The organism is Acinetobacter indicus CIP 110367 (genome assembly GCF_000488255.1).
GTDB classification, from domain to species: domain Bacteria; phylum Pseudomonadota; class Gammaproteobacteria; order Pseudomonadales; family Moraxellaceae; genus Acinetobacter; species Acinetobacter indicus.
Genome location: NZ_KI530761.1, coordinates 1 through 12,013, shown reverse-complemented (window position 1 = coordinate 12,013; position 12,013 = coordinate 1). Strand labels below are relative to the sequence as shown.

Genomic DNA, 12,013 nt, shown 5'->3' with positions numbered 1-12,013 from the left:
CCTGCCACTCCACCCACAGCAGCCTGTAACGCAGCATGATGCTTGGCTAATTCAGCATAAATACCTATATTTTTTAAATATTTTGACGTATCAGAATATAGAGCTAAATTTTTCAATTTTTCATCAAGATTTTGTGAATCCACTTCTGCGCTTGTATTAATATTATTTAAAGTGGTTTGCTGTGCTATGTGATTAAGTTCTGACTCTACTTCAGGTAATACTTGAATATTTCTTTCCTGAAATTCCTTAAAATAGGTTGTTACCAGCTCTTCACATCCATTAATTGCCCCATTTAGTACAGTCATTTGTCTTTTAAGTTGAGCATCCTCTTGATGATCGGGATATCTTAGAAAATGATCAATTTCCCCCCATGCCTCATCAAGAATAGATCTAATTTGAAGCTCAAGTTTAAAATTATGAGGAAAATTAGCATCAATAATATAATGGGTTGAGCGATATTTAGATGCTTTTTCAGATCTAATATATCTTAATTCGATTCCATTAATTTCTTTTACATAATTATTCTCATAATAAAAAGATAAGTCATCTTCATGCGCATGATAAATCACAATATTTTCATCTTTATTTACTCTGAAATTATTGCAAACATACTTATCTATGATTTTCCAATGATTTTTAAATAAATATATAGCTCTAAGGCCTATGAGATCTGTAATAATTTCTTTATAATTCTCAACACTTATAGATAAATATTTTGATTCACTATTATTTGCTTTGATTGCTTCTTTTCTTTTTCTTACAATTTTCGTTAGCAAATGGATTGGATCCTTAACCCGCCAACGGACTGAATTTACTTCATCACAGAATTGTAATCTATTACTTAAATAAATTCCTTCTGTCTCTAACTCTTTTAAAGATTTTGAATAGTCTTCATAAATCGCAACCAGTTCTCTAGAAGTAATTTTTGCTAAACTCAATTCCTCTGCTGATAGATCCTTTGTATCTTTAAAGTACTCCTGAATATTATCCATGAATATTTCTTCCAAAATTTAAATTGAGTTTTTAATTAGTTAAAAATTATATACTTTTTTATTTAACAAAAAGTCTTTATCTAAAACTTAAAAAGCGGAAAATCTAACATAGTATAGTCTTCCGTTTACATAATGGTACTTATACGAAGTACACTTATATATTGATATTAAAATCAATAATTTAAAATTTTAATACTGATCATAAAATCAGCAAAAAGCTGATTTGGAAACAAGTCGGCTTTTTTATGAACGCTTTTGATAGTTCTTGCCAATCATTTTGACTAAAAATTACGCTTTTTAGCTTGAGTGATACAATTATGTGATACATTATTGTATATACAAATTTGAATGTTTTTTATGAAACAGTATTTTGAATGGGATGAGGCTAAGAATCGAAAGAATCAGAAAAAGCATGATATCTCTTTCGAAACTGCAAGCCTTGTTTTTGAAGATCCACTGAGGATCTCAATCCAAGACAGACATACCGATGGTGAAGAGCGTTGGCAAACCATTGGAAGAGTAAAAGGTGTACTAATTCTCTTAGTAGCTCACACTATCTTTGATGAAGATGACTGTGAAATTATAAGAATTATTAGTGCAAGACAAGTTACTAAGGCGGAGCGAGATAAATATGAGCACAGTTAGATACTCACGCAAAGAGCTGAATGAAAAATTTGGTGAGAAGCAAGAGGCTGAAATTCAGCGCTTGCTTGCGAAAGGAACTATTCCAGATGATCAACTAAATTTATCTGATATTCCTGAAATTACAGACTGGAGCAATGCTGTACGCCATAATCAATTCTATCGCCCAGTCAAGCAACAAACTTCAATTCGCTTAGATGCTGATGTACTTGCATGGTTTAAAGCACAAGGTAAAGGCTATCAAACCCGGATGAATGAAATTTTGCGGGATGCTATGCTCAAAGAGTTAAAAAATCATCAATAAAAATGGGAGCTTAGGCTCCCATTTTAGATTTAAAATAACGTGTATTATTATGTTAATTTTAAAAAATATACAAAATTCATAGAGTTTTATATATCATCTATTAAGCTATTAATTTTTAGTAGACCACCTTTCAATATTTTCTCAGCACATTGCATACAATAATGGCTTTCACTACGGCCTTCTTTAATCTTAAGCCGTCTATCACCTTTTGCAATAATATGCTTTAAATTTCTTTTGCATTTATGAGATTGAAGAGCAACATCCCAAGCAACATTTTTTACAATACTTTTCATATCATCACTTTTTCTCTTCTAAAATAATATGTTCTGAAATCTGATCAATTGAACTTATAGCTAATTCTATCTGCTCAATAGTCATTTCATTTCTCATATTCTTTTCAATGCCAATTAGTGAATTAATCCTTTGATCTAGTTTTGATTTTAAAAAAACAAAATTACTTGATATATAGCTTTTATCTAAGTTTTTTCCTTCAGCATTCAAACCCAAAGTAGATAATATGTACCCTACTTTAGTTCTTATCAGATCATCTAATAGCGTTCTTTTTGCTTGTCTTTGCTGAACTTTAGTTGGCTTAATATTTTGAAGAATCTCCTCATCTGGATTAAAATTCTCTGGGATTAGCCCCTTAGCCTTCAAAAGTTCTAGTGCTTTAATTGATTCATCGTCTAAAAGATATGATGTTTTAATCTTTACATTCGTTTGAGCAATAACATTTATTTCTTCTTTTTCAGTTCTAATATATGAATCATCATTATTACCGTCACCATTTGTGATAGGAACATATTCTGTAGGTAAAAGTGATTCAAAATACTGCTGATCTGCTGCACTAAATTCCTTAAAATCATTCCATCTTGGGATTATATTTCCGCCCGCATGATAGACAATAACACCATGGTTTAGAATGCTATTTGGATTATTCTGTTCAATAACTCGCATTACTCGCCCAATAAATTGAACAAATGGAGATAAATTCCCAAATATACTAAAAACCGCAGCAACTGAGAGGTAGGGATGGTCAAATCCTTCACCTAATTTCCGAACTTGAACAATTACATCAAGATCATGACTCTCAAGCTTTTTATAAACTTTTGCATTATGTTTAGTATCTTCTAAGGAATGGACAAAATCTGCTTTCAATCCTTTTGCTTTATAAGCTGCAACTATTTGCTTGCAATGAGTATAGTTGAGAGCTGATGCAATAATTTTTAATTTATTGCAGTCTGCTTCTTTCCTCATTTTATAAAGTTGATGGATTGATGCATCTACAATCGTATTTAAGGTTTCTGTTGAGGTAATAATTGATTTTCTAAATCCAGAATCTTCTTCACCTAGTTTAATCACTTCTTCTAGAGGAACTTCCTGTTCTTTTCCATCATCTCTAACAAATTTCAGGTTTTCGGGGTTTAGCTGAACTGCCTTTAATGACTTTACGTAACCTGCTTTTATAGCTTCTTGAACAGAATATGAATAAATTATATCTCCTGCCATTTTACGCCCATCTGCACGTAAAGGCGTAGCACTAAAATTTACAATATTTGCTTGAGGAAAATGATCTTTCAAATTCTGCCATGTTTCCGCAACATTATGATGTGCCTCATCAAATATGATCAAATCGAAGAAATCAGACTCTAAATTATTAAGCCATCTATTATTCTCACCTTGAAGTTGCTGAATATTGGTTACAACCACATCGGCTTCAATTAGATCTGCTTTATTTACAGTTTTTCCTCTAATTTCAGCAGGTTCCGGAAAGTCATCAATTAATACTTCACATTTTTTATAAAATGTATCTGGTCTAGAGTAAGTAAAATCTTTATAGAGCTGCTCTGCGATAGCTAAATTAGGGGCAATAACTAAGGCTCTTTTTGCCTTTAATGCAAATGGAGTTAGACCAATGGCGCCTGATTTACCACACCCAACAGGAAGTACTATACCAACTTCTCTTTCAAATGAGGGTTTGCTGAAATGCGATAGAATATTTTTATAAGATTCTATTTGCGGTTCTCTGATTTTACTATTTTGTAAAATATTAGGTGTTAATAATGAAAATTGATTAGCCATGTTTCCCTCTATTAAATTTCTTATCTGAATTAAGTGAGGACGTTTCTATAGAATTAAAGTAAATTACTAGAAAATAATATTTTTATCCCAATTTATATTTTTTATTTAACGTAAAATCTCTTATTCGAAATACCTATGTAAGCTCCAAGTAGAGATGTCCAGTGAATACACGATGAGCTGACAAATTGCTTCTCAGAGGTAAGCATCCGGTGAAGCACTTCCTTACCAATCAATTCTGTCCACCTTATTCTAGAACATGAACAAAAATTAGAAGAATGTGAGCAATGCTCTCAATCTTCATTTTTTACGAATTAAAAATTTCTATACGATAGAATTTTATTTTAATCATAAAAATAATGGATTAATACTTGTAATTATAATTTTTATACGATAGATTTAATAAAAAATAGCATATAAAAAATCTTACTATGAACAACGTGATCGGCATTTTTACAGGAAAAGATTTAAAGTGGATGGAGTCAGAGGGAGGATCGGGTTACTGGATTGCCAAAACTGACCGGATTAAAAATGCAAAATATGTAATTTTTGTAAGAAATCACCGTGAAACATGGGCTGTAAAGGATGATGGCCTTCAACATGGCCAAGCCTTCATGATTGGCAGGATTTCCGGCTGTGTCCCAACCGCAAAGTATCTTGGAAGAAAACTGATCCAGATCAGTGAATATTCATTATTACCTGATACTCTAAATTTCAAGCAGGCCTGGAAAAAACTGACCAGAGGACAAAGATATCCAGTTGCCTACCTGAATACAGATGACCTGTCCAGCGAACTGGATCTTGATGTTGATAATCTGGAATGGACAGTTTTCGATCCTAGCCCTAGTGCGGAAAATGATGGAGCTGTGCCGGAAAACGTGAATGCTTCTGATGACGCAAAAGAATTATCAGAAATTATTGCGGAAGCAAAAGAAATGATCGCTCATGCCGCAGGTGTTGACGCAGATAAAGTTAATATTCAAATCAACTTCTGACATTACCAGGATATCCGATTATGCGTAAAGATCTTCTACTTGAACTCGCTGATTTTCTGCAAAAACTGGATCCTTCCAGATTTGACATCAGGACATGGCGAAGACCAGACAGAAAGTCGGTTGGTTTTGTCAGTGATGAACAGCTCCATAGTGACTGCAATACAGTTGCCTGCGCAGTCGGCTGGGCTGCAACCCTGCCAGGATGGAAAAAGGCCGGGTTTTACGTGGGTCAACTGGAAGTAAGGGCTGAAGATCTAAGTTCGGCATTCAGCCAGCCACACACTATGAGTATGATCCGCTGGAAAGGCAATCCTGAAACTGATTCTTATGAAGCAGTCCGGCAGGGCCTAGATCTTTATCCCCGTATGGCTGAAGTTCTCTTTGACTACAACAATTATGCTGATGAAGAATTTACAGATCCGGAAACTGTAGCTGAGAGAATCAGGGAATTCTGTGCAGCTTCTGAAGCTGAACTTCAGAACCTAATTTGTTCCTACGATGATCAATAAAAACCGCATCAATAAACACCAGTACACCCAAAAGACCTCCTTACATACCGTCAGGGGGGCTTTTTTTCCTTATCTACTTTTTAACGGGGGAGTTTATAACCTGTAGTGAGTATTCTTTCTTTATATCTGGGTTAAATGAGTGATAAAATATCACTTAAAACACCCATATAGATATACAAATGAAAGAGTTCCTATTCCAAGCTGATGACCTACACGAAAAATACCTGATCCAAGAAAACCAGAAAATCGAGAAAGACAAGGCTCTGGTAAATCAGATACTGGAGTCATACGACCAGAAGTCGGTGGCAGAAATACTTCGTAGAGTGAGTCATCATGACTGGACCCGTGAAACTCTGAACAGATGGCTGAGTGGGAAAGGTGTACAACGGTCACTCAGCCAGATCGAAGTCGACATGCTCCAGAAAATGCTGCCAGAACCACCAGCTCATCATCCCCATTACAAATTCCGCTTTATTGACCTGTTTGCCGGTATCGGTGGGATCAGGAAAGGGTTTGAAGAAATCGGCGGACAGTGCGTTTTTACCAGCGAATGGAACAAGGAAGCCGTCCGGACCTACAAGGCCAACTGGTACTGTGATCCTGAACAGCATAAATTCAATGAAGATATCAGACAGGTTACCCTGACTGAAGATCCAGAGACCGACATTAATGATGCCTATCGGCACATCGATAACGAGATTCCAGATCATGAAGTACTGTTGGCAGGTTTTCCATGCCAGCCGTTCTCTCTGGCAGGGGTTTCCAAGAAAAACTCCCTTGGCAGGGCACATGGTTTTGAATGTGAGGCACAAGGAACTCTGTTTTTTGATGTGGCACGGATTATTGCAGCAAAACAGCCTGCGATCTTCGTACTTGAAAATGTAAAAAACCTGAAAAGCCATGACAAGGGTAATACCTTCCGTGTCATCATGAACACGCTGGACGAGCTGGGCTATGATGTGGCTGATGCCGACATGAACGGTCCGAATGATCCCAAAGTTATTGACGGCAAAAACTTTCTCCCACAACACCGTGAACGTATCGTACTGGTAGGCTTCAAACGCAGTCTAGATATCAAGGGCGACTTTTCCCTGAAGAATATTGACCAGCTCTTCCCTGAAGTACGTCCTGCAATACGGGACCTTCTGGAACCGGAGGTTGATAATAAATACATCCTCACCGAGAACCTGTGGAAATACCTGTACAATTATGCCAAGAAACATCAGGCTAAAGGCAATGGTTTTGGTTTTGGTCTGGTAGATCCGCAAAATCCTGGCAGTGTAGCCAGAACACTGTCAGCCCGTTATCACAAGGATGGTTCAGAAATCCTGATCGACCGTGGCTGGGACATGCAGCGTGGAGAGGCTGATTTTGATGATTCAGACAACCAGAAAAACCGCCCGCGTCGTCTGACACCACGGGAATGTGCAAGACTGATGGGCTTTGAAAAACCGGATGGAAAAGACTTCTTCCGTATTCCGGTTTCTGATACCCAAGCCTACAAGCAGTTCGGCAATTCGGTCGTCGTGCCTGTCTTCACGGCAGTTGCAAGGCTGCTTGAACCCTACATTTTGCGGGCAGCAGAAATGAAGGAACGCAAAAAAGACAGGATTTCTGCGTAAAAACTATAAAAATCACTCAAATAACGCTACGATCCGGTCAGAAGAACAATGACCGGATCGTATATGGCGACTATCAGGCAGATATCACAGACAATGCAGGCTTTGGGTGCAACCCGGATCCTGCTCAAGCCGCTTTCTAACAATGACAATTCCAAGCAGCAGATCTATTTTGGGGGAAATTTTGAAGTTATTCAGGATTTCCCATTGGGAGAGATCCGCGCAGATGGAGAATCCAGCAAGGGTCCAATATTCAAGGCACCTCTGAAACTGTTCTGGATTACCCCGGAAGGTGAAACTGAAGAAGCCATAGGTTCCCAGATTATCCTCTATCCCAAATATCCGGAAATAAGACTTTCCGGATTCCTCCGTGGCTGCTCGCTTGCCCCTAGCAAGATAATGAAACCACCAACAGCCGAAGAACGTGAACTATATGCCAGCCGGAAACGGGGCATGATACTAGGTCTGACCGAGGACAAGATCTTTGCCTATACAGGATCATGGGATGAGGAAATTTCAGGGGAGATTCAGGAATACGCCGAACTGAACCAGGACAGACAAGTCCTGTCGGTTTTCTATGAATACTACTCAAGCCTTGCAGACAGTCAGGATCTGCTGATCGGAAAACTCAGGGATATCTACATCAAGGGACCGATAAGATCCAGAAGACTGAATAAAGACGGTACAGTTATTTTCTACGAGGCACCGAATGGAGCTGGTTTCACCCTCGAGTGCGAATTTGGCATCATTCCGAACGGAAACGCCAGCCCTGATTTCCTTGACTGGGAGCTGAAAACAAGATCAAAAAGCAGTACGACCCTGATGACACCAGAACCTGATATCGGACTTTATCGTGATAGCTATGCAAATTTCATGAATAACCATGCAAACCGCAGACAACCGGAAAAACTCTACTTTACGGCTAAACACCAGCCAGGAACCCGGAATCCGGAAACAGGCCTGACGCTTTCCATTGAAGGCTATGATCTGGAGAAAAAGAAAATTACCCATAGCGAAGGAGGCTATTTCCTGAAAAATGACAGCGGGGAAATTGCAGCCGGATGGACCTTCAGCAAACTACTCAACCACTGGAAAAGCAAGCATACAAAAACCTGCTATGTTTCCTACACAAACCTGAAGCTTGAAGGGCATACCCATTACCGGTTTGGACCGAAAGTTTCGCTGGCCAAGGGAGCGAGTATCGAAAAATTCCTAAATGCACTGGCAACAGGACTGGTCGTACACGATCCTGGCTGTAAATATGCACTGGATACCAATACCGGGAACTGGAAGCAGAAGAAGCGTAACCAGTTCAGGGTATCGGGAACCAACTCAGCTTCACTCTATGACGAATACAAAGATCTCGACCTGTCCGCGTTGTAACGATGATATTCAAGCTGTACGTAGCTTCTGGATATGGGGTGCCCTGTGCCGGTTCTGTTTATATCAGGAGCGGAGTATTCTCCCTTATTTCAAGGAAGTATTCAGTTCCTGAAAGCCAGTCAGCAATCGTACTGACTACTTTCTCAGGATCTTTCCTGGCTCCACGGATACTACATTCCCAGACAATGCATACTCTCCAGTTGCTGGCCAGCAGAATCTCTACAGCTCTGGAATCATTGGTCTGGTTACGGAGAATCTTTTCCTGCCAGAATTCTGTCCGTGTCGCCGGTAATCTGAAAAGATGGCAGTCCTGATGGCCATGCCAAAAACAGCCATGAATGAAAATTACGGCCCTGTATTTTGGCAGGACAATATCCGGTTTTCCGGGAAGATCCTTGACATGGAGACGGAAACGGAAGCCTTTTCGATGAAGCAGGCTGCGGATCAGCAGTTCCGGTTTTGTATTACGTCCCCTGATTCCGGCCATCATACGGCTGCGCGTGGGACTATCAACAATATCTGCCACTAGACTGTTCCGTTAATTACCTAGAAGTAACAGTATAAAATCCTGTTTTTATTGTTTATGTTACATGTTGTTCATACGATTATAATTTTTTGGGTATCCGGAATTTCTGGTTGATAAAATGCCAAAGATGTAAAGAAGAAAATCTTTCTCAGCGGATTATCTGATTGATCCTCTTCAGCCTACTCTACTGCCAATTTTCTGTTTCCACCTTCGCCTGAGTCTTCATAGCGATGCTGACTAGGGAGGACAGCGAGAGCTGGGCAAGCGTCAAAGCGGTTCTGGTTCATGCGCAATCCGGACACCTGCACAACATTCCTCTTGTAAGAAACCGATCAAATTCTCTAGGTGCCCATACTCGGCTATACAGACAATCGTGCGGCTATGTTTCTCCTGCCGGATCAGCCCTACCTTGGCCATGCGCGCAAGGTGATGTGATAGCGTCGAAGCAGGAATACCCAGCCCCTTCTGGATATCTCCGACCGAAGCCCCATCATGGCCAGCTTTGACCAGAAAGCGGAACACGGACAGTCGGTGACTATTCCCTAGCTCAGCTAAGCTGGCTGCAACCTTTTCGTGATCCATAGCACGCCCCAATAATTCGATGTTTCTAGAATTATAGTTGACAGGTCGGATAAACGCAAGTAGGCTGCGTACATCATTTCGACAATACTAGAAATATAGGAGTAATATTGAATGTCATCTCAACTCCAAGACGCTCTAGGCATGTTCGCCTTTCTCGCTATCGAGCTATCGGTTTTATTCATTGGCATTAGCTTGCTGGTCGGAGTTCTTCAACGTCACATCCCACCATCCAAGGTGGAAGCGTTACTGCCTTCCAGTGGGAAGCGAGGCTATTTTCTTGCTGCTGGTTTAGGAGCTATAACGCCCTTCTGTAGTTGCTCGACTATCCCCATGTTGAAAGGGTTGATTCGGGCACGGGCCGGTTTTGGGCCGATGATGGTGTTTCTTTTCTCATCTCCGTTGCTGAATCCTATCGTCGTCGGCCTGCTGGTTGCCACGTTTGGATGGACACTTACTGCTATCTATGTGCTCACCGCTTTGGTGGTCGCGGTAGGTGCCGGATGGCTGCTTCACACGCTTGGCTTCGAGCGTTATGTGCGCCGGACGGCGACACAAGAGAGCAGTGGATGTAGTTCATCAGCAAGCCCGTGCAGTGCTACATCGACCGCATCGAGTTGCGGCACCAACAGCTGCGACACCACTCCGAAGACGGCTTCTTGCGGGGCTGATAGGAAGACAACAGTCTCTACGTCTAGCGAATGCTGTGACAGTCAACCCACTGTCACGGTTAAGAAAGAAGGGAAGTACAGTGGTGTGTGGCGGGAAGCTTGGTCGGACTTTATCGATGTGTTGCCTTACCTGCTCATCGGTATTGCGATTGGCAGCGTGATCTATGGTTTCATGCCCACTGACTTATTGGAGCAGTATGCAGGCCCAGATAATCCCTTTGCCATTCCAGTTGCCGCTGTCATCGGCGTGCCGTTGTATATTCGCGCTGAAGCCGTCATACCTCTGGCAGCGGCTCTGATGGCCAAAGGCGTGGGTGCCGGGACGGTGCTAGCGTTGATCATCGGCAGTGCCGGAGCCAGCCTGACTGAGCTCATTCTGTTGCGCTCTTTGTTCACGCTGAAGCTTTTAGCGGCGTTTTTAGCAGTCATTTTTGCTATGGCGATGATTGCCGGTTACGCCACCTACCTGTTTTTCTGATCAAGGCGGGAGATGATTAATTCGTTAAGCCTTCCTGGGTACCAGTTGGTGGATTCTGATGAGCAGAATGAAGACATACATTTTCGGCTTGAAGCACCTACACCAGTAGCCTGCGAGGGGTGCGGCGTGCAGGGTGAGTTCGTGCGGTTCGGCAAGCGTGACGTTCCCTATCGTGATCTGCCCATCCACGGCAAGCGGGTCACTCTCTGGGTGGTCCGCCGCCGATACACCTGCCGGGCCTGCAAGACAACATTCAGGCCCCAGCTACCGGAGATGGTGGACGGATTCCGTATGACACTGCGGCTGCATGAGTACGTGGAGAAGGAATCCTTCAACCACCCCTACACCTTTGTGGCGGCACAGACCGGCCTGGACGAGAAGACGGTGCGCGACATCTTCAACGCCCGCGCCGAGTTCCTGGGGCGCTGGCACCGCTTCGAGACGCCCCGCATCCTGGGCATTGACGAGCTATACCTGAACAAGCGCTACCGCTGCATTCTGACCAACATTGAGGAGCGAACCCTGCTCGACCTGCTGGCCACCCGCCGCCAGGACGTGGTGACCAACTACCTGATGAAGCTGAAAGACCGGCAGAAGGTCGAGATCGTCAGCATGGACATGTGGAACCCCTACCGGGCAGCGGTCAAGGCTGTGCTGCCCCAGGCCCGTATCGTGGTCGATAAGTTCCATGTGGTGCGCATGGCCAACGATGCCCTAGAGAGAGTGCGCAAGGGCCTCAGAAAGGAGCTGAAACCGTCCCAGAGCCGGACTCTCAAGGGAGACCGGAAAATCCTGCTGAAACGCGCTCACGAAGTCTCAGACCGGGAGCGCCTCATCATGGAGACCTGGACAGGCGCGTTCCCGCAACTGCTGGCCGCCTACGAGCACAAGGAGCGCTTCTACGGCATCTGGGACGCCACCACACGGCTCCAGGCAGAAGCCGCCCTGGACGAGTGGATAGCCACCATCCCGAAGGGCCAAAAGGAAGTCTGGAGCGATCTGGTCAGGGCAGTGGGAAACTGGCGCGAAGAGACCATGACCTACTTCGAGACGGACATGCCCGTCACCAACGCTTACACGGAGTCCATCAACCGACTGGCCAAGGACAAGAACCGTGAAGGGCGCGGTTACTCCTTCGAGGTGATGCGGGCACGAATGCTCTACACCACGAAGCACAAGAAGAAGGCACCGACTGCGAAGGTCTCTCCTTTCTACAAGAAAACCATCGGTTACGGA

General features: G+C 42.5%; 12 protein-coding genes and 1 pseudogene. 8 read left to right on the top strand and 5 right to left on the bottom strand.

Annotated features, from left to right (window positions below; genetic code table 11):
• A pseudogene (locus P253_RS15295) lies at positions 1 to 992 on the bottom strand (hypothetical protein); the annotation flags it as partial.
• 357 nt (positions 993 to 1,349) lie between these two features.
• Between P253_RS15295 and P253_RS15290 the strand changes: the two are divergent.
• Together P253_RS15290 and P253_RS15285 are read left to right on the top strand one after the other, a co-directional pair.
• Positions 1,350 to 1,637 (top strand): BrnT family toxin, encoded by a 288-nt coding sequence (locus P253_RS15290; RefSeq protein ID WP_016658909.1) that lies wholly within the window; start codon positions 1,350 to 1,352, stop codon positions 1,635 to 1,637.
• A complete protein-coding gene (locus tag P253_RS15285) occupies positions 1,624 to 1,938 on the top strand; it encodes a BrnA antitoxin family protein (RefSeq protein WP_016658910.1) in 315 nt (104 codons plus the stop codon). The genes P253_RS15290 and P253_RS15285 overlap by 14 nt, the downstream gene beginning before the upstream one ends.
• Before the next feature lie 86 nt (positions 1,939 to 2,024).
• On the opposite strand, the gene P253_RS15280 is transcribed toward P253_RS15285, so the two are convergent.
• Positions 2,025 to 2,231 (bottom strand): hypothetical protein, encoded by a 207-nt coding sequence (locus P253_RS15280; RefSeq protein WP_016658911.1) that lies wholly within the window; start codon positions 2,229 to 2,231, stop codon positions 2,025 to 2,027.
• Between the two features lie 4 nt (positions 2,232 to 2,235).
• Entirely contained in the window at positions 2,236 to 4,020 is a 1,785-nt protein-coding gene (locus P253_RS15275; protein WP_016658912.1) for a DEAD/DEAH box helicase, read from the bottom strand.
• 428 nt (positions 4,021 to 4,448) lie between these two features.
• Here P253_RS15275 and P253_RS15270 point away from each other — a divergent pair, with 428 nt between their 5' ends.
• The 4 genes from P253_RS15270 (at position 4,449) to P253_RS15255 (ending at position 8,523) form a co-directional block, all read left to right on the top strand.
• Positions 4,449 to 5,012 (top strand): hypothetical protein, encoded by a 564-nt coding sequence (locus P253_RS15270; RefSeq protein WP_016658913.1) that lies wholly within the window; start codon positions 4,449 to 4,451, stop codon positions 5,010 to 5,012.
• 20 nt (positions 5,013 to 5,032) lie between these two features.
• The gene (locus tag P253_RS15265; RefSeq protein WP_016658914.1) at positions 5,033 to 5,521 is read left to right on the top strand and encodes a hypothetical protein; all 489 of its coding nucleotides are present in this window, start codon (positions 5,033 to 5,035) and stop codon (positions 5,519 to 5,521) included.
• 179 nt (positions 5,522 to 5,700) lie between these two features.
• Positions 5,701 to 7,143 (top strand): DNA cytosine methyltransferase, encoded by a 1,443-nt coding sequence (locus tag P253_RS15260; protein ID WP_016658915.1) that lies wholly within the window; start codon positions 5,701 to 5,703, stop codon positions 7,141 to 7,143.
• Positions 7,144 to 7,206: 63 nt separating this feature from the next.
• Positions 7,207 to 8,523 carry an MvaI/BcnI family restriction endonuclease gene (locus P253_RS15255; protein ID WP_016658916.1) on the top strand — a complete coding sequence of 439 codons (1,317 nt, stop codon included), beginning with the start codon at positions 7,207 to 7,209 and terminating at the stop codon, positions 8,521 to 8,523.
• A 58-nt stretch (positions 8,524 to 8,581) separates the two neighbouring features.
• On the opposite strand, the gene P253_RS15250 is transcribed toward P253_RS15255, so the two are convergent.
• Together P253_RS15250 and P253_RS15245 are read right to left on the bottom strand one after the other, a co-directional pair.
• Positions 8,582 to 9,049 (bottom strand): very short patch repair endonuclease, encoded by a 468-nt coding sequence (locus P253_RS15250; RefSeq protein WP_016658917.1) that lies wholly within the window; start codon positions 9,047 to 9,049, stop codon positions 8,582 to 8,584.
• A 267-nt stretch (positions 9,050 to 9,316) separates the two neighbouring features.
• Entirely contained in the window at positions 9,317 to 9,631 is a 315-nt protein-coding gene (locus P253_RS15245; RefSeq protein WP_016658918.1) for an ArsR/SmtB family transcription factor, read from the bottom strand.
• Between the two features lie 111 nt (positions 9,632 to 9,742).
• Between P253_RS15245 and P253_RS15240 the strand changes: the two genes are divergently transcribed.
• The gene (locus tag P253_RS15240) at positions 9,743 to 10,777 is read left to right on the top strand and encodes a permease (protein WP_016658919.1); all 1,035 of its coding nucleotides are present in this window, start codon (positions 9,743 to 9,745) and stop codon (positions 10,775 to 10,777) included.
• 12 nt (positions 10,778 to 10,789) lie between these two features.
• The coding region (locus P253_RS15235) for an ISL3 family transposase (protein ID WP_023274439.1) at positions 10,790 to 12,013 on the top strand (1,224 nt) is incomplete at its 3' end.

What these genes read in the sequence shown, in the direction of transcription:
- P253_RS15245 (WP_016658918.1), bottom strand. Translation starts at nt 9,631, where the DNA reads ATGGATCACGAAAAGGTTGCAGCCAGCTTAGCTGAGCTAGGGAATAGT.
- P253_RS15275 (WP_016658912.1), bottom strand. Translation starts at nt 4,020, where the DNA reads ATGGCTAATCAATTTTCATTATTAACACCTAATATTTTACAAAATAGT.
- P253_RS15240 (WP_016658919.1), top strand. Translation starts at nt 9,743, where the DNA reads ATGTCATCTCAACTCCAAGACGCTCTAGGCATGTTCGCCTTTCTCGCT.
- P253_RS15290 (WP_016658909.1), top strand. Translation starts at nt 1,350, where the DNA reads ATGAAACAGTATTTTGAATGGGATGAGGCTAAGAATCGAAAGAATCAG.
- P253_RS15285 (WP_016658910.1), top strand. Translation starts at nt 1,624, where the DNA reads ATGAGCACAGTTAGATACTCACGCAAAGAGCTGAATGAAAAATTTGGT.
- P253_RS15255 (WP_016658916.1), top strand. Translation starts at nt 7,207, where the DNA reads ATGGCGACTATCAGGCAGATATCACAGACAATGCAGGCTTTGGGTGCA.
- P253_RS15280 (WP_016658911.1), bottom strand. Translation starts at nt 2,231, where the DNA reads ATGAAAAGTATTGTAAAAAATGTTGCTTGGGATGTTGCTCTTCAATCT.
- P253_RS15270 (WP_016658913.1), top strand. Translation starts at nt 4,449, where the DNA reads ATGAACAACGTGATCGGCATTTTTACAGGAAAAGATTTAAAGTGGATG.
- P253_RS15260 (WP_016658915.1), top strand. Translation starts at nt 5,701, where the DNA reads ATGAAAGAGTTCCTATTCCAAGCTGATGACCTACACGAAAAATACCTG.
- P253_RS15265 (WP_016658914.1), top strand. Translation starts at nt 5,033, where the DNA reads ATGCGTAAAGATCTTCTACTTGAACTCGCTGATTTTCTGCAAAAACTG.